This window comes from Pseudobdellovibrionaceae bacterium, assembly GCA_019637875.1.
Classification (GTDB): Bacteria; Bdellovibrionota; Bdellovibrionia; order Bdellovibrionales; family Bdellovibrionaceae; genus JAHBUW01.
Genome location: JAHBUW010000009.1, coordinates 100,878 through 125,205 on the forward strand (window position 1 = coordinate 100,878; position 24,328 = coordinate 125,205).

Here is a 24,328-nt window from a genome sequence, read left to right on the forward strand (position 1 = left end):
ATCGCCCCCCGCTGAAAGCCGGTGGCGATCCGAACCAGGGACGAATTTTGTTAGGGACTTGGTGTTACGGAACCTGGGGCTCAATCGACTCGGGGATCAGGACCAGGTCGTAGTTGGGTTTTTGGTAAACTTCGCCCTTCAGGCAATAGCGCTGGCCTTCCACGAGGGAGTCAATAATCAGGCCGGCCTCTTGGACTTCGCTGTAGGTCTCACCGGCCGCGGCCAGCTCGAACTCTTGGAAGGCCGGAGTCATCGGACCCGACGACACTTCAAGGTAGTTACGGATGACCATCAGCATGCCGTCGGAGCTTTCCGTGCGGTAGATCCCGCAGACGGTTTGGATTTCGGCTTGAGCGAAGGTCGCGGGCAGGATCAGGGACAGGATCACGAACAGATGTTTCATGGAGTCTCCTTGGTTGGGGGAACCGAGAAGTACCAAGGAGAACGGAATCTGCTCAACGGCCGCGCGTGACGCCTGACGTATTCACAGGGTGGGTCCCGGAAGGGGGCCACCCGCGTTCTCAAATCTGATTATTACTGAGAGATCGTGACCCGGTTCCGGCCGTTTTGTTTGCTCTGGTAAAGAGCGGTGTCGGCCCGTTTGAAGAAGGTGTCCCAAACGTCCTCGTCGGACTTACGGGTCGCCACCCCCACCGAGACGGTGACGGGAATACGTTTCCCTTCCGACATGAACGCCGTCGACTCGACCGTCGCGCGGATCCGCTCCGAGACTTCAGCCGCCGCACGCAGGGGCGTGTGCGCGAGCAGAATCACGAACTCTTCCCCCCCGTAGCGGGCGAAGAAATCCTGCGAACGGACCACCTTCGTGGAGATGACATCCGAAAGCTGTTTCAGAACCACGTCGCCGGCCGCGTGGCCGTACTGATCGTTGATCTTTTTGAAGTGATCGATGTCGAGCACGATCAAACTGAGCTCTTCGTTCAAAACTTCCGAGCGTTTGATCAATTCGGGACCGCGTTCGATGAGGGCGCCTTTGGTGTACGCGCCGGTCAGACCGTCTTTCACGGCCTTTTCGTTCATCTCGCGGTTCGTGATCGCCTCCAAGTTTCCTTTTTCGAGAAACTTCAGGATCAGATTGCCGATTTTAATTTGATCGTTGTTCTTCAGCTTCATCGGCGCCATCGGGTTCAGCACGTTGCCGTTCACGACGGTCTTGTTGGCCGAGCCGAGGTCGACGACCGTCACTTCGCTGCCCACGATCACGAGACGTGCGTGGTTGCGGCTGACGGATTTGTCATCGAGGTGGATTCCGCAATCGACGGAACGGCCCAGAACGTACTCGGCTTGGACGAGCGCGTACTGTTTTCCGACGTAGCCTTGCGGCCCCAGAAGGACCACAAGTGCGGGGGGCGCCTCGTCCGCGGGACGCATCAGACCGTTGAAGGTCTCGCCCGTGACGATGCTCGTTTTTTCGGTGAGGTCATCGCTCCCGAATTGCTGGTTGTTGGCTCCAGAACTTTGCGACATCCCTCATAGTATGGGCTGCCTTTAAAGCTCCGGCAAGACTCCGTTTTTAAGGATTCCCTTGGCGAGTCTTTTGCCCAGCTCGACTCCAGGCTGGTCGAAGGCATTGATGTCCAGGGCTTCGCCCAAAGATGCGACAACCAGCATCCAAGTCTGAAGCACGGCCCCGATGGTTTGGGGCTTCAGGTCCTGGAGTTCCAGCTCCAAAACCGAGACACCTTGACGGCGCAGGGCTTCGGCGGTCGCCCGCGCTTCGACGTTCAGGATTTCGCCCAATTTTTTGCCACCGATCTCGGCGAGTTCGGGGATCACCGGCGACGCCGCCAGCTGGATATCGCCCCCGAAATCGGCGACGCGGTGTAGGACGACCCACTTGTCGCGGGGCCCTTCCATGACCTGCTGAAGGATGGAGTGCTGATCGTTCGCGCCCAGCGCCGCGACGGGCGACGACGCGCGGGCCGGAGTTTTCCCCTGACGGTCCTTCGCTTTACCGAGACTCTCGGCCCACAGCTGCACGATCCACGCGGCGAGGTTTCGGATCGAAGAGCTGTAAGTCCAAAACTGGGTGATCCACTCTTCGCGCTTCCAGCTGGCCAGGGACTGCGCGGTCAGCTCCGCGACGAGTTTGTCTTGAGTTGCGGCCCACGCCGCGCCGTCGTGAAAGGCCTTCGCGTCCTGACCGAGGTATTCCGCCAAGAACATCCCCACCGGCGACAGCACCGAAAAGCGTCCGCCGACGTCCAGGGGCACTTCAACCTGGCGCACGCCCTTCGCTTGCGCCCAGTTCATGAGGGGGCTCGCTTTGGACTCGGTCACGACGAGCGCACGGTCGGTCCAACGGGGATCGAGGGTCGCGAGTTGATCGTGCACGTACTGAAGGCCCGAGAGGGTTTCGAGGGTCGTTCCGGATTTCGAAACGAACACGAACGCGGCGTCGCTCCAGGTTTTGGCGTCGCCGAGGGACTTTTTCACGAAGTGGGGATCCGGATTGTCGATGATCGTCACTTGGCCCGGTTGCGCGAAAACGTCGGCCAGAAACTGCGGTCCGAGCGAGCTCCCGCCGATGCCGAAGAAGAAAAGCCGCTTCGACATCTTTTGCAGACGCTGCGCCTCGGCCCGGCACGACTCGCGAAGGGCGGCGCGGGCGGGAAGCTGCGTGAATCCCAAATCCGCGCGCTTCAGCACGGTCCGCAAATGTTGGGTGGCTTGTTCGAGGGCGGGAGCGGAAACTTCGGAGGGACGCGACAGGATTTTGATCATGGCAGAGAACCTAGGCGGACTCTTCCCGCCCGTACACTCTTGGCGCGGCCTATTATCGTTGTCCTCCGCGGAATTTCAGGCTGAGATGTCGGAAACGGAGGACCCACGGATGAAAAGCCTCATTGTTTCTTTGCTCACGCTGGCCGCGTTTCCCGCTTCAGCCCATATCCTGAGCTGCGCGTACACCATTTACGGCGCCCCTTTTTCCACGGTCGAAATCCAGTTCGATGAGGCGGGTCAGGCCCTGTCCCCGGCGACGATCATCGTCTCGGGAAAAGCGCATACCGAATCCGTCACTCTCGAGCCCAACGGCCCCGGCGAAAGTCTGCATCTGTGGCTGTCGAAGGAAAGCTCCCAGAACGACGTCGAGCTGATCGTTTACGAAACGCGCCAAGCCCAGGGCGACTCGAAGATGATCAACCACCACATCCCCATCGGCAAAGAGATGTGGGGCGACTGCACGACGCGCGAATAGCGGTTACGAAACGCCCGCTCCGGAGCGTGAAGGACGTTCGTAAAGCTTCACCTGCAAGGCGGAAGGAGGAAGGCGTACCCTCGCGGTACGTCGACGACGACCAACGCAGTCAGGTGAAGCTTTACGGACGTCCCTAAGACACCGCGACGTCTTCTTCGATGCGGTGATAGCCCCGCCATTCTTTCAGGCGGCAACGAGGACGGGTCGAATCCTCGGGGTATTCGATCAAGACGTAGGTGAGCTTGGTGATTTTCCCCAGCGAGACGACGTCCAGGCTCGTGATTTCGGTCCACGTGCCGGTGTTGAAGTACTCTTTCCCCTGCTTCCACTGACGGTACTGGTAAACGTGCGAGTGACCGAAGATCACGGTGTGCACGCGGTCGTCCTGCAGGATCTTGCGGGCGGCGCCGCCCAGATCCGGGAAGATCGCGCTCTCCAGAATGATGCCCAGGACCTGGCTCGCGCGAACGTGACGCCGCGGATCCTTCACGAAGGCCGACTTCACGAAATAACCGAACATCTGCCACGAGGTTTTCACCGTCATCCAGGTTTCGTTGAAGATCGCCCAACGCACCATGCGGCCGAAGGGGCGAATCTTGTCCACGAAGGGGTAACGGTGTTTCACCTTCAAGACGAGATCCACGAAGAAATGGCTGCCGAAGGGTAGATTCAGGATGGGCTCGGCCAGATCCTTCTTCAGGAAGAAGCGGCGCGGGTCCATGCGGTTCGCGGCCTCATGCATGTGGCCGTGCTCGATGTGGACGCCGTCGAAAAAGTGCACGATGTTTTTGTAATGGATCGAGGCGTCGATCACGCCGTTCAGATACTCGCGGCAGGCGGGCCAGAGCATCGCCTGGTCGTGATTGCCGATGATGTAGGTGATCTTGTTTCCGGGCTTCGCCGCGAAAGCCGCGAGCGCCGCGAAGACGCGTTTGTGACCGTCGCAGATGGATTTCAAAATCTCCAGGCACACGGGCTCGGTCAGGACCGTCAGAAAGTGTCCGCGGTAATCGACCTGCAGGAAGTTCAGAAAATCGCCGTTGATGATGAGCTCGACTTCGGCTTCGCTGAAGACGCCCGACGAGTAGTACTCGATGAACTCGACGAGTTTGTCGCCGAAGTAGAACTCCTCGAGGAAGTTCACGCCCCCGCCGGGAAGCAGGCGACCTTTCCCCAAATGCAAATCGCTGACGACGACTTTGATTTTTCGTTTGGGAGAGGGAGGGTTCGCGACGTCCATGGCAGTCTCTTTACCTTAACAAGGTGGCCAGCGGAAGTCTCATTCCGCCTTTTTGATCGGGAGGATCTGGCCGCCGGTCGTGTCACTCGACTCGAGATTCGTCAGGGCCATGCGGAGCGCCCGCACGGTCCGGCCGAGCTGCTCTTGTTGCGCGTCGATCCGTTTTTGCAGATCGGCCGCCTTGTGCTTTTCGAGCTCCAAGTTGCTTGAATACTCATCGAGCTTTCGCTTCAGATCCAGGATCGTCTCGTCCTTGGTGCGGACGAGCGCCGATTTTTCCAGGCGCGCCAGCTCCAGACGGTTTTCCAGCTCGCGTTCGCGCACCCGGACCTTCTTCAAGTCCGTGTGCATGCGGCCGTCCATCTCGTCGAGCTTCTTTTTCAGTTTGTTGTACTCGCGGTCCTTGTCCATCAAGCTTTCCTTGAGGATTTTGACTTCGAGCTCCGCGGTTTGCAGGACGTCGTTCCGAACCCGTTCGGCCTCGAACAGCTTGGCCTGCATCTCGTCTTCCTGGCGCTTCGCGATCGCGCCGGCCGAAACCAGCAGGCGGATCTCTTCTTCCAGGCGTTCTTTTTCGGTCGTCAGTTCGTTGATGCGCGCTTGCGCCAGATCCAGGGTCGCCGCTTGCTGGAGTGCCACCTCGGATTGCTGTCCCGCAGCCGATGCGGGATTGCGGCCCGCGCTGCGGCCCACGCCCACCGCCACTTTGATCGAAGACTCGCGATTTGATGCAAGGCCCTTCGCCATGGGTTGAGTACGATCCGAGAACCCAGCGCCCACGCCGCCCGTGCTTTGCGAGTGCGTGACCGAGGGATTGGAGTGATTGCCGGTGTCCTTCGGGAGCGGCACGGTCACGCTCTGCTCTTCTTGCAGCGGACGGACCTTGTGTTTCGCGTTCACGTCTTTCATGTCGAGACCGTCGGGCAGCGCCGCGGTCGTCGACTCGTCCGAGGGCGCTTCGCCTCCGACGTCTTCGAAGTTGATGTCCTTCGCGATGTCCTTTTGGGAAACGTCGATCACGGATTCCGAGACGTCGGCTCCCAAAACATCGCCCTCCCCTTGCTGTTTCAGCTCGGAGATCAGCGCTTCGATATAACGGTCGGACGTGCGACCCTTTTTGCCCTTGGACATAACTTAAGAGACATATCGGCAAAAAGAGCCGGGAAGTGAAGAACCGCCGCCGGGACGGAGCCCGGCCTGGACGTTGGCCGGGTTTCCCCGGCCCACTGTCAATTCCTCAGACAAAAAGAACGGACCTAGGCGTGGGCGACGGTCTTGAGGTAGACGCCCATGCGGGTTTCCAGAGCCTCGGGCGCGACTTTCGCCAGCGCGCGGACGCTGAAATCCTGGATGGTGAAGCTCGCGAGCACGGTGCCGTGCATGCAGGCTTTTTTCAGGTCTTGGAACGTGGGTTTGCGATCGAGCTTCGCGAGGTAACCGAAGAAGCCGCCCGCGAAAGTATCGCCCGCGCCCGTCGGATCCACGACGTCCGCCACCGGTACCGCCGGCAGGATGAAGTAGCCTTCGCCTTTGACGTACATCAGGAAGCCGTACTCACCGCGTTTGATCACGATGGCCTGCGGTCCCAATTCGCAAACTTTCGGCGCCGCCTCGATGGCGTTTTTCGCGCCGGTCAGCATTTTCGCCTCGCCCTCGTTGATGAGGACGACGTTCACGCGCGACAGGGTCTTTTTCAGATCGTCGATCTTCGACGAGATCCAGAAGTTCATGGTGTCCATGCCGACGAAGACCGGCGACTTCACTTGATCGAGGACTTTCACTTGCAGATCGGGCGAGATGTTCGCCAGGAAAACGAACTTCGTGCCTTTGTAGGAATCCGGAAGATCGGGATCGAAAGCTTCGAAGACGTTCAGCTCGGTTTTTTTGGTGATCGCTTCGTTCATGTCGCCGGCGTAGGCGCCTTCCCAATGGAAGGTTTTGCCGGGAGCGACGAACATTCCCTCAAGGTCCACACCGCGAGCGCGCAGAAGTTCTTTGTCCGAATCCGCGTAATCTTCGCCGACGACGCCGACCACACGGACTTTCGCCGACAGCGAAGCCGCGAGCGAAAAATAATTCGCGGAGCCGCCGAGAGCGCGCTCGACTTTGCCCGACGGTGTTTCGATGGTGTCATACGCAAGGCTACCGACGACGAGAATTTCAGACACGATTTCTTCCTCCCAATTTCGAGTTGGAGATGTCCATGTTGGTGGGTTTGTTTTCAAATTCCGAGGTCAACTGACCGCAGGCCGCGAAGATGTCGCGACCCATCGTCCGGCGCAGCAGCACGTGCGCGCCCAGGCGCATGAGCTCGGCGTGGAACTTTTCGACCTGCGCATCGTCCGGACGTTGAAATTCCGAGCCCGGATGTTCGTTGAACGGGATGATGTTGATCTTGCAAGGGATGTGGCGGACGAGCTGCCAAACTTTCTTCGCGTGCTCGAGCTGATCGGTGATGCCTTTGAGCAGGACGTACTCGAAGGTCACGCGGTCGCCGGTCTCTTCGCAGTATTTCGAGCAGGCGTCGAGCAGCATGGGAAGCGGATACTTCTTGTTGATGGGCATCAGCTTCGTACGCGACTCTTCGTCGTAACCGTTCAGCGAAACCGCGAGGCGCGTCTTCGACTGGGCGATGCGGTACATCTCGGGAACGAGGCCCGACGTCGAGACGGTGAACTTCCGGCGCGAGAAATTGCGGCCGGTCGGCTCGTGCAGAATTTCGATCGATTTGAAAACCTCGTCCGGATTGTCGAGAGGCTCGCCCATGCCCATGAACACCACGTTGGTGACGCGGGCATCGGGGTTGTCCTTCTTGATCATGTCTTCGACCATCATGAACTGCGCGACGATTTCATCCGCGCGCAGGCGGCGCTTCAATTTCTGCTTCCCGGTGAAACAGAAAGCGCACGCCATATTGCAGCCGACTTCCGACGACACGCAAAGGGTCTCGCGGCCTTCCGAAGGGATCAGCACGGCTTCGACGGTGTAGCCGTCTTCAAGCTTGAACAGGAATTTCTGGGTGCCGTCCTTCGACTTCAAGTGCGCGGTGGGCTTCGGCAGATGCAGCGAGAAAAGTTTCGGCAGCTCTTTACGGAACTCTTTCGAAACGTTCGACATCTCTTCGAAGTCGCTGACGCGCTTTTCGAAAACCCATTTGTAGATCTGGCCGGCGCGGAACTTCTCTTTGCCGAGGCCTTTGAGCTCGGCCGCGAGATCGCTCAACGTCAGGCCGTAGATGTTCTTCGCGGGACGCTCGATCTTCTCGGCGGTGGCCTGTTCGGCCGCCACCTTCTGGATCAGCTGTTGGTTGAGCGCGAGCTTGAGGTCCGCCGCCGTCAAAGACGACGCTTGGGGCTCGGCCGTCGGCGGAACCACCGGCTTCGATTTCTGGATTTCGTTCTGTGTTTGCACGGGCGAAGCTGTACCACATTCCGGGCGAAAAATCGAAATATGAGGGCGCTTTAAAAAAACCGACCTCATTTTGTGGAATTTTTCCGAAAGCTTTGTGTTTACGCCTACTTCGAAGAGCGGATATAGGCCACCAGCTCGGCCGAACTGCAGGGAACGCAGCCCACCTGACCGACGACCACGCCCGCCGCGAAGTTCGCGAGGACCGCGGCCTCTTCCGCCGGAAGCCCCGCCGACAGGGCGAGCGCCAAGGTCGCGATGACCGTATCCCCCGCCCCCGTGACGTCGAAGACCTGGCGCGCGTAGGTCGGAACCTGCACCGTCTTTCCGCCCTCGAACAGGATCATGCCGTCTTTACCGCGCGTGACGATCAGGCGCTCCGCACCCGTGCGCTCGAGCAGCACCTGCCCGATCTGGCTCACTTTCGCGGGCGAATCGCGGAAGTCGTCGTAGCTGAGTCCCGAGAGCGCGAGCGCCTCGTCGAAGTTCGGCTTGATCAGATCCACGCCCTTGTAGAAGTCCGCGACGTTCGAGCGGTGCGGATCGACGTAGATCGGTTTGCCGTGGGCACGCGCCAGGCGAATCAGGTCTTTCATCAGCGACTCTGACAGCAGACCCTTCGCGTAGTCCTCGAGGATGACCGCATCGACTTCGGGTAGAACTTTTTCGATCATCTTCACGGTCTTCGCTTCGGCCGCGGCCGAAAGGAATTTGCGCGACTCATAGTCGACGCGGACCAGGTGGTGATGCTTCGCCATCACGCGGGTCTTGCGCGTGGTGGGACGCTCGAGATCTTCGATCAGGTAATCGGTCGACACGCCTTTGGACTGAAACAGCTCACGCAAACGATCGGCGCCCGAGTCGCGGCCGACGACCGAAATCAGATACGGAATACCGCCCAGAGCGGTCACGTTCTGCGCCACGTTTCCCGCCAGGCCCAGGCGCATGTCTTCGCTTTCGACCTCCAGCACCGGGACCGGGGCTTCGGGACTGATGCGGCGGACTTCGCCGAGGACGTACTCATCGAGTCCGACGTCCCCCAGGATCATGAGCTTCTTGCCCGCGAGTTTCTTCACGTCCTCGATGAGGCGGGTTTTCACCTCGCCGGTGACTTGGAAAAAGGGGATGGGCAAGCTCGTGGATCCGGCACTTTTTGACATTCCCGGATATGACCAGCTACACCGCCTTTATGCAACGACAGACGCGGCGCCAGCCGTTCCCAAATCGCGCCAAAGAGACCACGGCCCCGGCCGCGAAAACTTTGCCGCAAGGGCTGTTTTACGAGGCGAATTACCTCGCGCCGAAAACGAAGTCCGCCGTGCTCGCCGAGCTGGAAGGCTTGCGCCCGATCTGGGAACAACGCTTCTCGAAGTCGAATCCCCCTCCCGAAGGCAAAGAAAACCGCCAGCTTTTGCGCCCGGTGTATTGGCTCGGCAATTGGCAGTTCGCGTGCCTGAACTACTACCATCCCCCGAAGGGCATTGAGTTTCGCTGCGTGCGCGGCGAAGCCTACCCGCCCGCGCTGGCCGCCGAGGTCGCGAAAATCGAAAGCTTCGTGCGCGCGAACTACACACCACGCGATCTACCGCGCGGCTGGAATCTGAACACCTGCCTCGTGAATTATTACGGAGCGAAAGAGGGCGACCCCGGGAAGTGGACGGACTCCGCCCGCGTCGGCGAGCACAAGGATTTCGAGCCCGGCCCCGTGGCGTCGTTGTCGTTCGGCGAGCGCGCGCTTTTCCAGTTCGTCGCGAGTGAAGGCAAACAGGCGCAAAGCCAGGTCCGCCTTCAGATGTGGCTCGAGGACAATTCATTGCAAATCTTCGGCGGCGACAAATGGAAGAAGCACCTCTTCCACCGCGTGCAACGCGTGGAAGACAAGGACCGCTTCGAGTACCTGAAGGGCTTTCCGGGCTACCGCACCCGTCGCATCAACCTGACGTTCCGCTACGTCCCCGACGAGCACATCCTGCCCCTCGCGAAATTCCCGCCCCATCTCCTCGAAGACATCAAACCCTACGTCACCCAACTCGCCGAAGGCGGCTCCGCCCATTTCCGCGAAGCCCTGAGCTCGGTCCGCTAAGGTACCTGCTACTTTCCAGAAAGTAGCAGGTACCTTCCAGAAAGTAGATGCTACCTTTCGGGCACGGGCCACGCCAGCGCGAGGTGGCCGTCTTCGGTGGCGCTGAGGTGGATGTTTTGCTGGGCCCAGCGGGCAAGGGTGCGGGCTTCGGTTTCGTTGCGGACGCGGCCGATCGTGCCCCAGGCGAGAGCGTCGATCGGGATTTGTGTCGCGACCTCTGTGCCTTCGGCCGTCGTGATTTTGGCGGTCAGGAATTGATCTTGATCGCGCAGCTCAAACTTCACTTTCGCGTTCACGACCTGGCCGGACTCCAGTTGCGGGACCGGCCACGTCTGCCGGCGGAAACCGGGCACGCCCGACTCTAAGCTGCGCGCGCCGAAGAACTGCGCCTTCAGAAGTTCGCCCATCTGCGCCCAAGAGTAGGCGCCCGGAAAACTGCAATGGAACGACTCTTCGAGAGGGTAGATCCGCACGTCGGGATTTTTTTCGGGCAGCTCCATCAGCATGCCCGTGTTGATCGCGAACGGCACGAGGTCATCTTTCTTCGTCGCGAACACCGAGACCGGGTGACGGATCGTTTTGATGTACGGAAGCAGCACGTTCCCCCTCAGGAAATCGGCCTTCGGTAGTCCCTCGGGGAACTTCACGCTTCCGTCGTCCGTCAACGGGCCCTGGTAGCCGTCGCGCACGTAAGCGAAAGCGTCCGGCAAAAACCACGAGCGACGGATGTTCGGAATGCGCTTCATCAACGGCGACATGCGGAACGAGGCGTACAGATTCATCCCGAGAAACGACAGCGGGCTGCGCTCATGACCGGAAAAGGTCTCTTGGAACTGCACCATCGGGCACAGCCCCACCGCGGATTTGAAAACCGGCGGATTGAGCTCGTTCAAAATCATCGCCATGAAAAGACCGTGGCCGCCCATCGAAAGCGCCATCAGGTGAATGTCGCCGACCAGACGGCTGAGCGGTTCCGCGGGATCTTTCAGCCGACGCGCGATCTGGTAATTCTGCAAGCCCTCATCGAGTCCGCCGACCGAGAGTTTTTCGTTGAGTTTGATCGTTTCGGCGCTCGTCATGCTGTCGAGGAAGATCACGTTGAAAGGACCTTGCTCGAAAAGTTGCAGCAGGATGAAACGCTCGGCCTGGATATCCACCGAGTTTCCCAGAATCCCCGCGCGCAAGATCAGCCACGGACGACGATGTTTATCGTCCTTCAGCGCGATCAGCCCCGGTTGCCGATAGCCGTTCGGCAAATTGAAAATCACGCGGCGGAAGTACGGATTGTTTTCGACGGCGAAGCGGATGAACAGCGTGCGGTAAAGGTTGCGCGCCAGATCCTTCGGCCCCGTCGCGATCTCTTTCTCGCATTTCGCGAGGTAGTCCGCCGTCAGGTCGACCAGCGCCTGACCTCCGGCCGCGGTCTCGGCCGCGCCGTGCGCTCCGTAGATCGCCTCAAAATTGCGGAACTCGCAGGCAGCGGAAATCTTCTCGTCGTCCAGGCCCGCGTCGAACGTCAGCCAGGGCGATTCGTAGATCCAGCGGAGCACTTTCAACTGCTCGGACGAGGCTTTGTCGTTCGTCGTCATGAAAGAACTTTCAAAAGCTTTGATCCACGAGCTGGCTTGCAACGGATCTTGAAGCGCACCGGGTGAGCAACTCACGACGAACCCAACGCCCAAAGCGCACAGAATGATTTTGGCGAATCGGAAAAGGGCTAGCTCTCGGATGTTGCGCAACGGCATGGCCCCGATTTAGCCCTGAAACCCGCGCTCCGCAAGGAAGGATAATAGGCCGCGCCAACGCTATACGAATCATGAATCTGGGCCTAGTCTCGGTAAACTTATTGCTCTAGTCGTGTCCTCTAAGGAGACCGCATGTCCACCCACGATATTCCCGAAACGGAATCGCATCTGAAGCACCCTTTGTTTTTCAACGCCCTACAGTCGATCGACGAGGCCGGCCGCATTATCAACTGCGACCCGAACGTGCTCGCCCGACTCAAGCGACCCAAGAGGTCCATCGCGGTCAGCGTGCCCGTGCGGATGGACGACTACTCGGTCAAAGTCTTCACGGGTTTCCGCGTGCAATACAATTCGACTCTCGGTCCGTACAAAGGCGGGATCCGTTATCACCAAGATGTTTGCATGGGCGAGGTCACGGGCCTGGCGGCTTTGATGATGATCAAGAACTCGGTCATGGGTCTTCCTTACGGAGGCGGTAAGGGCGGCATCAACGTCGACCCGACCAAACTCTCGCGCACCGAAAAGCAAAACCTCACTCGTCGTTATACGTCCGAGCTCGGCCCGTTCATCGGACCGACCAAGGACATTCCCGCTCCCGACGTCGGCACCGACTCGCAGACGATGGCTTGGATGATGGACACCTACTCGCAAGAGCAAGGCTTCGCGCAACCCGGCGTCGTCACCGGTAAGCCCGTCGAAATCGGCGGTTCGTTGGGTCGCGCGGGCGCGACCGGTCTCGGCGCGGTTTACGTCGCCGAAAAAGCTTACGAGCGCCTCGGCTGGACCATGAAGGGTTCGACGATCGCGGTCCAAGGTTTCGGTAACGTCGGTAGCCACGCGGCTTTGTACGCGTGGGAGCGTGGCGCGAAAATCGTCGCGGTCTCGGACGTGAAGGGCGGCATCTTCAACGGTGACGGCCTGAACATCCCCGAAGTCATCGAGTACGTGAAGCAGAACAAATTCCTGGAAGGCTTCCCGCGCACGCAGCCCGTTTCGAACGACGAGCTGCTGCTCTTGAAAGTGGACGCGCTTTTCCCGTGCGCCCTCGAAGGACAAATCGACGTGCACAACGCCGAAAAAGTTCAGGCGAAGATGATCGTGGAAGGCGCGAACGGTCCCGTGACCAACGACGCGACCAAGATCCTTCACAAACGCGGCATCTTCATCTGCCCCGACATCATCGCCAACGGCGGCGGCGTCGTGGTTTCGTATTTCGAGTGGGTCCAAGACATCATGTCGTTCTTCTGGGACGAAGATGAGATCAACGGCCGCCTGAAAACGATCATCACGAAGGCCTTCGACAAGGGCTACCAGATGTCGCAAGAGAAAAACGTCGACATGCGCCAGGCCGCGATGGCCGTCGCCGTCGATCGTCTGCAGAAAGCGATGCTCCTCCGGGGTCTGTACCCGAGATGAGTTTTCGTCCCTGGAAATACCTTCCCGTTTCACTCGCTCACTCCCTCGCGGGAGTGGGCGTCGAGCTCTCGGCCACTTTTTTCGGACAGGATGAACCCGCGACGTGGAATTCGTTTTCCGCGAAAGGGCTCGTTTTTCCGAATCGCTTGGGTCTTGCCGGCGGCGTCGACAAAGAGGGCGATCATCTGCTCGCCTGGCAGAAACTTGGCGCGGGCTTCGTGGAAGTCGGTACCGTCACGCCCGTTCCGCAAGAGCCGAACCCCGGGAAAATCATGGACCGGGATTGGGAGCGCGGAAATCTGTGGAATAAGATGGGCTTTCCCAGCGCCGGCATGAAAGACGTCGCCGCGAATCTCGCGACGAAAAGAAATGATCTGAAAATTCCCGTTTTCGTGAACTTGGGCAAAAACCGCGCGACACCCGCCGAAGCGGCGAAAGAGGACTATTTGCGCGTGCAGAAGGAGTTCCTCCATCTGGCCGACGGTTTCGTCGTGAACGTGAGCAGTCCCAACACCCAAGGTCTGCGCGGACTGCAAAGCGCCGCTTATCTGAAACCTCTCGTCGAACCCGTGGTGCAAGCCGCGCGCGGAAAACCCGTGTGGGTCAAGCTGAGTCCCGATCAAACTCCGCAAGAGTTCCAAGAGTCGCTGACGGCTTCGGCCGAAGCGGGCGCTTCGGGCTTTGTGCTGACGAATACGACACTTCATCGGCCCGAGGGCTGCCCTTTCCCGCCGGAGGGCGGACTTTCGGGACGCGATCTCAAACCCCTCTCCGAAGCGCGTTTGCAAGACGCCGTGCGGATTCTCGGCTCATCGCGCCGGGATTTCGTCATCGTCTCGGTGGGCGGCATTGAATCGATGGACGATGTGAAGCGACGTTTGGATCTGGGCGCGGATCTGCTCGAGGTCTACTCCAGCCTCGTTTTCGAGGGGCCACGCTTCTTCCAGCGACTGGAAAAATCCTGGCGTTCGTAACGCTTCCAGCAAAATGTGGAAAGAGTGTTCGCCCCCGGGTCCCAACGGGGCTAAACTGTAACTTGTGAACGAATCCGATACGCTGGCGCGCGCACCCGCGCCGAAACGCACGAAGAAGCCTCTCTGGATCCCCGTCGTCGCGGGATTTCTGCGCAAAGGCAGCCAGGTCCTCGTAGGCCAACGCCCCGAGAACCACTCGCTCGCCGGCCTGTGGGAATTTCCCGGCGGCAAAATCGAACCGGGTGAGTCGCCCGAGATCGCGCTGAAACGTGAACTCAACGAAGAACTCGGCATCGAAGCCGAGGTCGGCACGCTTTTGCTCGCGGCCTCGCACTCTTACGGCGACGTGAATATCCTGATCCTGTTTTTCGATATCCGTTACTGGAAGGGCGAGCCCAAACCGAAGCATCACCTGATGCTCGAGTGGATCGAACCGCAGGACTTGGCCGCCAAAGCCATTCCCGAAGCGAACCGCAAGATGATGAACCGGTTGCTCGAGGCGCTGAGGTAACCGCCCATGAAGATCCTGATCGTCACTGAAGAACTCAATTCCGTGGTCTGGACCTTCGCGAAATCGCTGCAACAGCAAAAACAAGACGTCATGATCCTGACCACCCGCGGGCAAGAGTTCGAAACGCCCCCGAACATGACGGTCCTGACCCCTTTCCGCAAATGGTCGTTGATCGAAGGCGCACGTCTGGTCCCGCGCTTGATCCAGTGGAATCCCGACGTCTTTCACTTCTTCTACGCGCACGAGGAGCATCATCCGCGGGCCGCGCAGTGGGTGATCGCGACCTTCGTGGCGGGACTGCCGCAAAAAACTTTGGCGGCGAGTTTCTTCTCGGAAGGTAACGTCCGCACTTACCGCGATCGCGCTTTCCTGAAACTTTTCGACGTGAACACCTTCGGGACGCGCACGCAGCTCATGCGGCTGAAACGCAAAGGTCTTTTGCCCGGCGACGCGATCGCCGAAGTCTTGCCGCCCATCGAGGCCCCGGATTTGGCGGAGCACGCGCGCGTGCGGCCCGAGGTCGTGAAGCTCACCGAAACCTTGGGCCGTTTCATCCTCGTGCCCGAGCGCGCGCCGAAAAGCCTGGATCCCGAGTTCTTCCGCGAACGCGGACTGGAAGTTTTGGCGCTGAGTGAACGCTTCCGTCCGCGCTCTTGGCACTACTCGACGGGACCGCTCAACGCGGCGGAATTCAACTTCGTTTTCGGCAAGGCCCGTGCCCTGCTGACCGCGGACAGCGATCTGTCCGTGCTGGAACTTCGCCGCTACAAAGAGCTCTGCGAACGCAACGAATTGCCGATCGTCGTGACGACCTACCAGAACGAACTTTTGCCGGGACTGTGTTGGAACGGTCAATCGGGCTGGGTTCTGGACCAAGGACTGGCGGGACTGGGAGCGATTCTCGATGAATTTCCCGACTTCACGCTTCGCCGCGACTATGGCGGATTTTCGGGCCTGGAGCTCGTCGACAACACGATGAACGAGCTGCTGCGATTGTATCAAAGAGCCTTTCGCCTGCGCTGGACTTGACCCCGGTCCCTCTGGCCCCAATCCTGAAAGGGATGAAGACGTCCCGATTCGCAGTCACCCTCTCGTTGATGTTGAGCGGCGCTCCCTTCGCGAACGCGGACGAATCCCTTTACCTCGTGAATCAGAAATCCGGCGAAAGTCGCGTGAGCGCGGAACTTTCGATCGGCGACTCGCAGTACGCGGGCGGACGCAGTCGCCTGCAGGCACTGGGCGTTGAGTACCGACGCGCGCTCGACGAGCGACAAAGCGTTTGGGGCCGCACGCAGATGATGGGGCGCCAATTCACCACGAGCGGCCAAGGTCATACCGGCGGCACGGGTTTGTCGGACATCGAACTCGGATACAAAAACGGACGTATCTACGACGTCGTGACTTTGGTGTACGGCGGGACCTTGAATCTGAGTCCCGGCGCGACTCAAGATCCGCGCTTGGGGCGCGTCGACAGCAGCAATAGTTTCTCGGGTACGCAATCGGCCGCGGGGTATTTGGGTTTTGAATCCTATTCGGAAGCACTCGCCGTCGGTGGCCAAGCGGAAGTGCGTATGTACTCGGACATCCGCGCCCTGGACGGAACCGAAGTGATCACCGTGACCAATCGCAACCGCCTGGTGCCGCGTTTTTCCGGCTTCGTCGAGATCCCCGTGTCCCGTGACTTCGACCTCGGTTTCGAAGGCGCCCTCGCCCGCTCCGACCTGTCGGTGGACAAATACTTGCTCGGTGGCGCGGGCAATCAGTACGAGGCCGCCTTCTACGGCAACTACGATCTGGACCGCGACACGCGCGCGGTGGTCCGCATTTCCGCCAAAAGCCAAAAGTACCCGCTGGCCGAAGAAAGCTTCGACATCGGCGTCGGCCTTCAGCGCGGATTGTAATTCACCCAGGGCCGGGCTAGGATGGTCGCGATGGCTCGCGCGCAAGTTCCCGAAAAACTGAATATCTGCTTGGTCGGTCAGCGCTTCCCGGTGATGGGACGCGCGAGCGACGAAGGTTTTTTGTGGCCGATGACTCGCGGTCTGATCGAGAAGGGCCATCAGGTCACCGTCATCTCGACCCGCTCGCCCACGGGAAAACCCGAACTTCTGCGCGACGGCGTTCGGCTTTTGTACCTGCACGAAGGTTACCCGAACAAAGCCGGCATCCCGTTTCCGGAAGCCGCGCTCGAAAAGTTCACGGAACTTCACAAGGAAAAACCCTTCGACCTCGTGCACTCGTTCGACCGCTCCGGTTATTTGATCGGGCGCAAACGTCGACGTTTGAACTTCGCGATGACCTACGACGTCGAGGCGACGCAGATGTCGCAGCTCTTCTCAATTCTGGGCATGGCGCAGGACCGGGTCAGCTCGCTGCTCGCGACGGGCATCGCGCTGACTTACAAGTTTCTGACGACCTACTTCGGCGGCGATCGCGACCTTTTGGTCACGGCGGACGGCGTTTTCGTGACGAGCCCCCAGCAGCGCGTGTTCCTGGAGCGCTACTACATGTATCCCGACTTCAACATCTTCAGCGTTCCTTACGGCGTCGAGCTTTCGCAGTTCAAACCGCCGATGGGCGAAGAGAGTCCCCTCCGCGCGCGCTTCAAACTTCCCGAGAACACGCACGTCGTTCTGACCGTGACCGACATGACCGTACCGGAAGAAATCGTGACGCTCTTGCAGGCTTTCGAACGGGTCGCCGTGAAGAAACCGAACGCCTACATGGTGATCCTGGGTTCGGGTCCCGAGTGGAAACGCATCGAATACGAAATGCTGAACCTTGCGCTGGGTTCGCGGGTCATCATGCCCGGTGCGCTCAAAGAAGAAGAAGTCAGCGAGTGGATCCAGATCGCCGACGTCTTCGTGAATATGAGTTCACGCACGACCGGTTTTGAGCCCACGATGATCGAAGCGATGGCGCAAAAGAAAGTGATCATCGGCTCGGAGCTTTCCCCGATGGCGAATATCGTCGAAGATGGCCAGGACGGCTTCCTGCTTCGTCCCGCCGATACGGACTCGCTCGCGCAGCTTTTGGTGGAACTTTTCTCAGGAACCATGCCTTCTTTCGAAATCGGGCAAAAGGCGCGCGACAAGGTCACCAATCTCTTCGATCCACGTAAAATGGTAGAGGCCCTGCACGGCGCCTACCGTCAGGTGCTCAGCCACCGCAACTAAGGCGGCGTGACGCGCCCTCCATTAATTCTTGCAACGCGTCAATCGCGTAAGCACTGGATTTGATTGAAGGCTTGAGTCATCCTTGGAACTGAATTTCACCTCTTGAGGGAGCCATGACCAAAGCCGATCTCATCAACTTGATTGCGGAAAAAGCGGGTATCACTCGTGTCAAAGCCGAGACCGTGGTCAACACCATCTTCGACTCGATGATCGAAGCGCTGATGCGCGACGACCGCATCGAGATCCGCGGCTTCGGCTCGTTCGTGAACCGTCAGTACGGCTCGTACAAAGGCCGCAATCCCCGCACCGGCGAAGTCATCAACGTCGACGAGAAAAAACTCCCGTTCTTCAAAGTCGGCAAAGAACTCAAAGAAGAAATCAACGGCAAGGACTAAGTCCGCGCCACTTCCGAATCGGAAACGAAAAAAGCCGCGAAGTTCGCGGCTTTTTTTATTTCGTTTACCCCGAGAAACCAAGAGGGCCTTTTCGGCCCTCGACCAAACTAAGGTTGCGCGGGCTTGAAATAGACTTGTACGGTTGTGCCGTCGGGCTGCTCGGTCCACTGGATGCGACGTCCGAGGACGATCGCGTTGTCGGTCGCATCGTAGCTCCAGCCGGTGTCGGGATGGGGCTCGATCAGCTGCGCTCCGTAAGTGACCTCGACCGTATCGATGATCGGGCGACGATCCAGCAGGACGCGGCGACCGATGCGCTCCACCAAGTCCGAACCGATGCGGGCGAGCTTCGTTCCGTAATCGGGATCGCACAGACCGTAGAATTGTCCCTTGGTCAGACTGAAGAAGTCCTCGATCCGGCGCGGAGGCGCGTTGTATTCGTCACGCGAGCAGCCGGTCGAATCGTTCGTCGGGATGATGACCCCGTAGCTCAGGATCTTCGACGAATCGCCCTTTTTCATGTTCAACAGGAACTGGTGGATCTGATTCGCGTCGAACTTGTCGCTTTGATCCTCGGCGTCCGTGATGATCACGATCGCGAGGTAAGCCGAAGGCCGGTAGAAGCCGACATTCCGTCCCGACAGGTTCGGTTCGGTCAAAGCCAGATTGAGCGGATCGAAGACGCGCTCCCAGCCCGAACCCGAAGTTCCGACCATGATGTTCTGTTTCAGGATGTCCATGCCGTTCACGGTCGAACGATCGATGAACTTCGTCCGTCCCGACAAAACGCCGCCACCGTTGTTCAAGTGCGCGCTGTAGTTGTCCGAGGTCGTGATCACGCCGATGTGGTAGTCGACGAACTTGTTCGTCGCGATCCCGTTCGTGAACAGATCGACGTTGTCCTGCATGTTCTTCTGGTGCGTGTACATCGAACCCGAATCGTCGATGACGAAAAGGATGTCGACGGACGGATTGAAGGTCTGCAGCTCGGTGCCTTCGGACTTCCGCGTTTCACGCGGAGGTTCGCCGACCAACTTCGGGCTGGGGTTTTCGCAGGCCGCGAGTCCCAGAAGGACGGGCGCGGCGAGCAGAGCTTTCGCGAAAGATTTGAACATCATCCGGGCTCCTTATTGTTTGGTGCTGCGACCTTCGCAGCCACCTTTGACGTTCACGTTGTAGTGGGCGAGTTCGTCGAACCAGAGCTCTTTTTCGACCGGGAATTTCAACTGGAACTTCTCGGGCGTGTCTTTCGCGCCGGTCAGTGCCGTCTTCTTCTCGGGACGGGCCGCCGAAACCCGGTCCGCCAGCATCGACTGCTGCAGGACTTCGGCTTCCACGACGTGGAGCTTCGACAGGATCTCTTGGGTCTCTTTCACTTCCACGGCCGCCAGGGCCTGGACGCGCTTGAAGACCTGAACTTCCGCCGAACGGCGACGGGCTTCGATGTCGTTCTTCATTTCTTCCAGCGGGGCCGCGAAGCCCACGCGATCGGTCGCGCTGCTCAAAGAGCGAGCGTAGAGCTCTCCGGCTCTGCGTGCTTCGTTCTGAAGTGAACGCTCGAAAACGATCAAAGAACCCAACATCGAGTCGCGAGGCGCCCAGCGCGGGATCGACTTCATGGTCGCGCCCATCTCGACGAACTTGATTTTGCCGGCCGCGCGTTTCGCGACGAGGTCGCGCACCGCGGGCGTATCCGCGTTGTCCGCCAGCTTCACGAGTTCGCCCGTGCGCTCACGGAAATCTTTACGGAACTGCAAAAGCGACGCGTGCACGCCGGTGTAGTCGCAGACTTTCAGCTGCGCGAGCGTGCGCAAGAACGAAGCCTCGGGACCAACCATCACCGCGAAGTACGGCTGGGTCAGCGTGCGGGTCACCGCGAGCGTGTCTTGGGGTTGTCCTTTACGGATGAATGCCCAACCCGCCTCTTCCTGAGCTTCGAAGAAGTAGTCCGAAGATTTCGGGATCTTCTGGTAATACTTGATCGCCGCGTCCAGGTAGCCGTTCTGGTAGAGCATCCGCGCCGCGGTCATCTCCATCAAGTCGACGCCGACGGGATTCATCGGTTGCTTGATCAGATGCGCGAGCGCTTGCGCCGCTTGACCGCGGTCCTGTCCCACCAAAGCGAGCACCAGCTGCCATTGCAGCATCGCGCGCTCTTTGGTTCCGGGCTTCGATTTCACCATCAAGTCTTTGACCAGATCCATTTGGTCGAAGCCGTTGATCTGACGGCTGCGAACTTGAATCTCGGCGCCGACGCCGAAGATTTCGGTCCACTGGGGATTCCATTTTTCGATCCACACTTGAGTCCAAGCGGGGTGGGTTTCACCCGCCACTTGGCGCCACAGCTGGATCAGATCTTTGTCCACGCCTTTCGCGTCCTGGATCATCAACAGATTTTCCAGACCCGAAACGGGCATTTGGTTTTGGAACAAAAGGTAAGCTTTCAGCGCCTGACCGTTCGGCGTGCGGATGAACGAGGTCTTCTCGAAAGCCGGAGCCCACTGGAAGAGCGCCTTTTCCCAGTCATTCTTTTCGATGAACTGGAAGAAGATGTTCTGTTCCGCCGTCATGTTCGGCGTGAGTTTACGGAGCGGAGTTTTCGCCAGGGCCTGGACCACGCCCGCGCCCGAATTCGACTGACCGTCGAGAATCCGCAGCAGGTCGTCGTCTCCGGCGCTGTCTTGCGCGAAGGCCACCGGCGACACCAGCAGGGCCGTCGCCGCCAGAAGTCCCAGTTTCTTATTCAATGCCATCATAGCAGGTATCCCATCTGGAGGCTCGCGACGGTCAGGTCGATTTTCGACGTTCCGTTCGAGCGCTCGCTGTCATAGGTCTGGTAACGCATTTCGAAACGTGTGGTCAGATGCTGCGAAATCCAGAAACCGACGCCACCACCCGCGGTCAGGGTCTGCTTCGATCCCGACTTCAAGTTGATGGTTCCGCCGCCCGCGAGTGCGTAGACGTCGAAGTGCGCGATCCCTTTGTTGAAGATATTGAGCTTCCCGTAGATCGGATAGAACGCGACGGTCGCCAGCACTTGATCTTTCGGGTAGTCGAGCTCGGGCACGATGTTTTTGCCCAACAGACCGCTGTCGTTGATCAAGTTGTTACCTTCGGGGCTCAGATCCGAGCGCATGGTGTTGTACTTCACGCCCACCGACCAGTGCGGATTGATGTGGAAGTTCCCGTTCACGCCGAAGTTGCGCGTGTTCAGGTAGGAATCGCCACCCAGAACGCTCGCGAACTCGGGCGCGACTTCGAAACGACGGTGACGGTTGACCACGCGGTCTTGAACGACGGTGATCTGCGTGTCGGGCTCGAGCGCCTTCGCCTTTTCCATCAGGACGTCGTTACCGCCCAGTTTGTCGAAATCTTCCATGATGTCCGCGCGCGCGGCCGTCGCCGACAGAACGAGTCCAAAGATCAAAAGAGATTTCATCATTGTGCCACCACCTTAAATTTCAGAGCGAAGTCACGATTGACCGAGTAACGGTCCAAAGACACGGGGCTCGAGTTCGTCGCGCGGATGCGGACGGTGGACTCGGTTCCGATGGGCGTCGCGGGCATTTCGATCGGCGCCGCCGCCAGCTTCCAGGAAGCCCGGCAAACGTTCATCCAACGACGACCGGATTGCTGGACGCAGTTCAAAGTGAAGCCGTTCGGCAGTTCCGAAGGATTCAGAATCTCGACGGTCACGATGCCCTCTTGGCGGGGGTCCATCACGATCACGTCTTGATTCATATCGACGCCGACTTTCGCTTCGAACGAGTCCGAAGACAGGATCGGGTGCTGCACGTCGGTGTTGATCGCCACGCGGTATTCTTTGGTGGGCGACATTTTTCCGAAGCGGGTCACCGCGGTCACGCGGAAGTAGAAATCGCCGCTGTTCTTGGTCACGTCGACGTCCTGCAGGTTCACGTTGATCGTGAACTTCCACATGGTCGGATCCGAGAAGTCGCGATCGGGGTTATCCTCGCTCGCCACGCGGATGTAGGGAGTCAGGTCGCCCACGCGGGGCTCGTTGGTCGGTGATTGGATGAAGATGCGGGGTTTCTGACCGGCTTGGTTCACGCCGTCTTCGTCTTTCACCCAGATCGTCAAACGCAGAGTCTCGCCTTCACGCGCGGCACTTGCCGGGAAGCCGGTTTCTTTCACGATGGTCGGCTGGCGCTCCAGGCGCGAGATCGTCATTGGGAAATCTTCGGTGCGGGTCGCGGTGATGTTCGTTTGCGTCTGACGGCCGTTCAAACGGACACGCAGGAAGGTCGTGCGCGTCGATTCGCTACCGCTGACGTAACCGCGGGGCGGAACCCAGCTGAAGATGCCGGTCGCGGGATCGAAGGTCGCGCCATCGAAGTCCGCCAAGTTATCCACCATCAGATCGGTTTCGTAGTTATCAAGCAGGATACGTCCCGTGATCGACACTTGGCCTTCGACGTTTTCCGTGAAGAAAAAGTGCGACGCGTTCGAAGAGATGATCATGTTCTCTTTCGAGGCGACGGGCGGCGCCGGCTTTTGGAAACCGGGAGTCGCGTTCTTGATGTAGTCAGGCTGACCCGCGAGCGGATCTTGATTCCCGCAACCCGAAAACGCCAGGGCGCCGAGAGCGATCAAAGTCAGTTGGGTATATTGCTTCATCATATTTCCCCTCTCCTCAACCTTGTCCGGCGCGACGGAGCACGAACGGATAAGAGACCTTCACATCCACTCCGTTTTGCGGGAGCGGGAACTTCCAACTTTTCAGACGGAGGACGATGCAGTCCTCAACGATTTTCGAACCGAGCGACGTATTCGCGACGCTTGCGGTTTTAACCATGCCGTTGCCGCCGATGGTGAAATCGACCGCCACGCGGCCCGCCAGCGACGGCGTACCTTGCAGACCTTGCTCGTAACAGAAACGAACCTGACCGAGATTGCGATTGATCACGGCCGCGATCGCGTCACGATCCAAGCCGCCGTCGATTGTCGCTTCCGAGACCAGCGCCATCGAAGTTCCGCCCGTCGCGCCGAGGAGCGACGTCGTGCCGTAACCGGCCTGACCGCCGCCTTTACCCTTGGTGCCGTAGCCGCCCGCGCCTTTGATGTTGCCGCCGGCGCCCAAAGGAGCCGCGACCAAACCTTTGGCGTAGATGTTCGTCTGCACGCCGCCGGAACCTTCGGTGCCGCCCAGACCGGGACCCGCGGTCGTTTGCGCCGCGCCCAGATTCAATCCGCCCTGCTGGCGGCTGTTTTTCATGGAACCCAGAACGCCCAATGCGCCCATCCGTTTCACCGCACCGGTTTTCACGGGCTTCGCGGTTTCGCGCACTTGCGCATCGGGATTCGCGACCGTCGCGTCCATCTTCGGCTGCACCGGCTTGGGTTGCAGTCTTTGGATGATCTGGACGACCTCTTGTTTCAACTCTTCTTGGATCTCGGGCGTCTGGATCGTGAGGTTGCTCATGAACACCATCGAGGTGAAGAAGAACAGCGCCATGATGAAGAGGGCTCCCCACCACAGACGGTCGCTTTCTTCTTCCATCTCGGGATCGACCGCAACTTTCGCATCGACCGCGGCCGACTTGATCCGGCCGATGCCGGGAACGTCGAACTCGAAGTCCTCGGTGAACTGGATTTTGCCCAGCTCGCTGAACTTCACCCGTTTGTTTACCAGATCTTCCAGATTCGGTACGAGCTCCAGACGACGGGTGTCTTTACGTTGAATGACATGCGCTTCGTTCCCGCGAAGGACGAAGGTGCGGATCACTTCCCCGTTGTCTCTTTCCAGAACCAGTTTCTTAGCTGTTTCCATGTCTATCCCTGACCCCTCTTAAAAATTACTGGCGCGAAACGGATTGCTTGATGCGATCTTGGAAGTCCTTGCGAACGCCCAACAAAGAATCCAGAACTTTGTCCTCTTCCACCGTGGTCACCGCTTCATCCGAGAAGTGGTATTTACCTTGGACGAGAACATCTTCGAAGCTGACTTCGGTTGTTTTCTTCGCGCCCTTGGGCGCGGCTTGTCCTTCGCCTTTCGCCGCGGGAGCGGCCGGCGCGGGTGCGGCCGACGCCTGGTTCATCCACAGGAACGTGAGCACGCTGACGAAAGAAATCAGGAAGCCCAGTACGGGTCCCAGAGGGCTGCGCTTTTGACGTTTTGACTTTGCCATGATTCGCGACT

The 24,328-nt window shown here is 59.2% G+C and carries 24 protein-coding genes; 9 read left to right on the plus strand and 15 right to left on the minus strand.

Features of this window, described 5'->3' with window-relative positions; genetic code table 11:
• Nucleotides 1–64: 64 nt before the first annotated feature.
• The 3 genes from KF767_12340 to KF767_12350 all read right to left on the minus strand — a co-directional run bounded on the left by KF767_12340 (nt 65) and on the right by KF767_12350 (nt 2,745).
• Complete coding sequence (locus KF767_12340) at nt 65–403, minus strand: hypothetical protein (protein MBX3018673.1); 339 nt, start codon at nt 401–403, stop codon at nt 65–67.
• Between the two features lie 131 nt (nt 404–534).
• Nucleotides 535–1,488 (minus strand): GGDEF domain-containing protein, encoded by a 954-nt coding sequence (locus KF767_12345; GenBank protein ID MBX3018674.1) that lies wholly within the window; start codon nt 1,486–1,488, stop codon nt 535–537.
• A 21-nt stretch (nt 1,489–1,509) separates the two neighbouring features.
• Entirely contained in the window at nt 1,510–2,745 is a 1,236-nt protein-coding gene (locus KF767_12350) for a glucose-6-phosphate isomerase (protein MBX3018675.1), read from the minus strand.
• A gap of 109 nt (nt 2,746–2,854) precedes the next feature.
• Here KF767_12350 and KF767_12355 point away from each other — a divergent pair, with 109 nt between their 5' ends.
• Complete coding sequence (locus KF767_12355) at nt 2,855–3,220, plus strand: hypothetical protein (GenBank protein MBX3018676.1); 366 nt, start codon at nt 2,855–2,857, stop codon at nt 3,218–3,220.
• Nucleotides 3,221–3,353: 133 nt separating this feature from the next.
• On the opposite strand, the gene KF767_12360 is transcribed toward KF767_12355, so the two are convergent.
• The 5 genes from KF767_12360 to rfaE1 form a co-directional block, all read right to left on the minus strand.
• Entirely contained in the window at nt 3,354–4,460 is a 1,107-nt protein-coding gene (locus KF767_12360) for a metallophosphoesterase (GenBank protein MBX3018677.1), read from the minus strand.
• 39 nt (nt 4,461–4,499) lie between these two features.
• Nucleotides 4,500–5,591, minus strand: coding sequence for a hypothetical protein (locus KF767_12365; GenBank protein ID MBX3018678.1), 1,092 nt, complete (start codon nt 5,589–5,591; stop codon nt 4,500–4,502).
• A gap of 125 nt (nt 5,592–5,716) precedes the next feature.
• A complete protein-coding gene (locus KF767_12370; protein MBX3018679.1) occupies nt 5,717–6,628 on the minus strand; it encodes a sugar kinase in 912 nt (303 codons plus the stop codon).
• On the minus strand, nt 6,621–7,940 hold the full coding sequence (rlmN, locus tag KF767_12375; GenBank protein MBX3018680.1) for a 23S rRNA (adenine(2503)-C(2))-methyltransferase RlmN: 1,320 nt from the start codon (nt 7,938–7,940) through the stop codon (nt 6,621–6,623). Before rlmN ends, KF767_12370 begins: the two co-directional genes overlap by 8 nt.
• Nucleotides 7,941–7,975: 35 nt before the next feature.
• Nucleotides 7,976–9,028 (minus strand): D-glycero-beta-D-manno-heptose-7-phosphate kinase, encoded by a 1,053-nt coding sequence (gene rfaE1 / locus KF767_12380; protein ID MBX3018681.1) that lies wholly within the window; start codon nt 9,026–9,028, stop codon nt 7,976–7,978.
• Nucleotides 9,029–9,036: 8 nt separating this feature from the next.
• On the opposite strand from rfaE1, the gene KF767_12385 reads away from it, so the two are divergent.
• Nucleotides 9,037–9,951, plus strand: coding sequence for an alpha-ketoglutarate-dependent dioxygenase AlkB (locus KF767_12385; protein ID MBX3018682.1), 915 nt, complete (start codon nt 9,037–9,039; stop codon nt 9,949–9,951).
• Between the two features lie 50 nt (nt 9,952–10,001).
• On the opposite strand, the gene KF767_12390 is transcribed toward KF767_12385, so the two are convergent.
• Nucleotides 10,002–11,540 carry a hypothetical protein gene (locus KF767_12390; protein MBX3018683.1) on the minus strand — a complete coding sequence of 513 codons (1,539 nt, stop codon included), beginning with the start codon at nt 11,538–11,540 and terminating at the stop codon, nt 10,002–10,004.
• A 288-nt stretch (nt 11,541–11,828) separates the two neighbouring features.
• Between KF767_12390 and KF767_12395 the strand changes: the two genes are divergently transcribed.
• The 7 genes from KF767_12395 to KF767_12425 all read left to right on the plus strand — a co-directional run bounded on the left by KF767_12395 (nt 11,829) and on the right by KF767_12425 (nt 18,168).
• Nucleotides 11,829–13,112 (plus strand): Glu/Leu/Phe/Val dehydrogenase, encoded by a 1,284-nt coding sequence (locus tag KF767_12395; GenBank protein ID MBX3018684.1) that lies wholly within the window; start codon nt 11,829–11,831, stop codon nt 13,110–13,112.
• Nucleotides 13,109–14,086, plus strand: coding sequence for a quinone-dependent dihydroorotate dehydrogenase (locus tag KF767_12400; protein MBX3018685.1), 978 nt, complete (start codon nt 13,109–13,111; stop codon nt 14,084–14,086). The genes KF767_12395 and KF767_12400 overlap by 4 nt, the downstream gene beginning before the upstream one ends.
• A 64-nt stretch (nt 14,087–14,150) precedes the next feature.
• Nucleotides 14,151–14,597 carry an 8-oxo-dGTP diphosphatase MutT gene (gene mutT / locus KF767_12405; protein MBX3018686.1) on the plus strand — a complete coding sequence of 149 codons (447 nt, stop codon included), beginning with the start codon at nt 14,151–14,153 and terminating at the stop codon, nt 14,595–14,597.
• Between the two features lie 6 nt (nt 14,598–14,603).
• Nucleotides 14,604–15,626: a hypothetical protein gene (locus tag KF767_12410; GenBank protein MBX3018687.1), complete on the plus strand. Its 1,023-nt coding sequence runs from the start codon at nt 14,604–14,606 to the stop codon at nt 15,624–15,626.
• A gap of 32 nt (nt 15,627–15,658) precedes the next feature.
• Nucleotides 15,659–16,498, plus strand: a complete 840-nt coding sequence (locus KF767_12415) for a hypothetical protein (GenBank protein ID MBX3018688.1) — start codon at nt 15,659–15,661, stop codon at nt 16,496–16,498.
• A gap of 30 nt (nt 16,499–16,528) precedes the next feature.
• Nucleotides 16,529–17,773: a glycosyltransferase family 4 protein gene (locus KF767_12420; protein ID MBX3018689.1), complete on the plus strand. Its 1,245-nt coding sequence runs from the start codon at nt 16,529–16,531 to the stop codon at nt 17,771–17,773.
• A 113-nt stretch (nt 17,774–17,886) separates the two neighbouring features.
• On the plus strand, nt 17,887–18,168 hold the full coding sequence (locus KF767_12425; protein MBX3018690.1) for an integration host factor subunit beta: 282 nt from the start codon (nt 17,887–17,889) through the stop codon (nt 18,166–18,168).
• Nucleotides 18,169–18,275: 107 nt separating this feature from the next.
• Here the strand turns inward: KF767_12425 and KF767_12430 are convergent, their stop codons facing one another.
• From KF767_12430 to KF767_12455, 6 genes are read right to left on the minus strand one after another with little or no spacing between them, the layout of a single operon-like run.
• On the minus strand, nt 18,276–19,286 hold the full coding sequence (locus tag KF767_12430; GenBank protein MBX3018691.1) for a hypothetical protein: 1,011 nt from the start codon (nt 19,284–19,286) through the stop codon (nt 18,276–18,278).
• A gap of 9 nt (nt 19,287–19,295) precedes the next feature.
• Nucleotides 19,296–20,924 carry a hypothetical protein gene (locus tag KF767_12435; GenBank protein ID MBX3018692.1) on the minus strand — a complete coding sequence of 543 codons (1,629 nt, stop codon included), beginning with the start codon at nt 20,922–20,924 and terminating at the stop codon, nt 19,296–19,298.
• The gene (locus KF767_12440) at nt 20,921–21,610 is read right to left on the minus strand and encodes an outer membrane beta-barrel domain-containing protein (protein MBX3018693.1); all 690 of its coding nucleotides are present in this window, start codon (nt 21,608–21,610) and stop codon (nt 20,921–20,923) included. The genes KF767_12435 and KF767_12440 overlap by 4 nt, the downstream gene beginning before the upstream one ends.
• Nucleotides 21,607–22,809 carry a hypothetical protein gene (locus tag KF767_12445; GenBank protein MBX3018694.1) on the minus strand — a complete coding sequence of 401 codons (1,203 nt, stop codon included), beginning with the start codon at nt 22,807–22,809 and terminating at the stop codon, nt 21,607–21,609. Before KF767_12445 ends, KF767_12440 begins: the two co-directional genes overlap by 4 nt.
• A gap of 13 nt (nt 22,810–22,822) precedes the next feature.
• Entirely contained in the window at nt 22,823–23,959 is a 1,137-nt protein-coding gene (locus KF767_12450) for an AgmX/PglI C-terminal domain-containing protein (protein MBX3018695.1), read from the minus strand.
• Nucleotides 23,960–23,984: 25 nt separating this feature from the next.
• Nucleotides 23,985–24,317, minus strand: a complete 333-nt coding sequence (locus KF767_12455; GenBank protein MBX3018696.1) for a hypothetical protein — start codon at nt 24,315–24,317, stop codon at nt 23,985–23,987.
• Nucleotides 24,318–24,328: the final 11 nt, after the last annotated feature.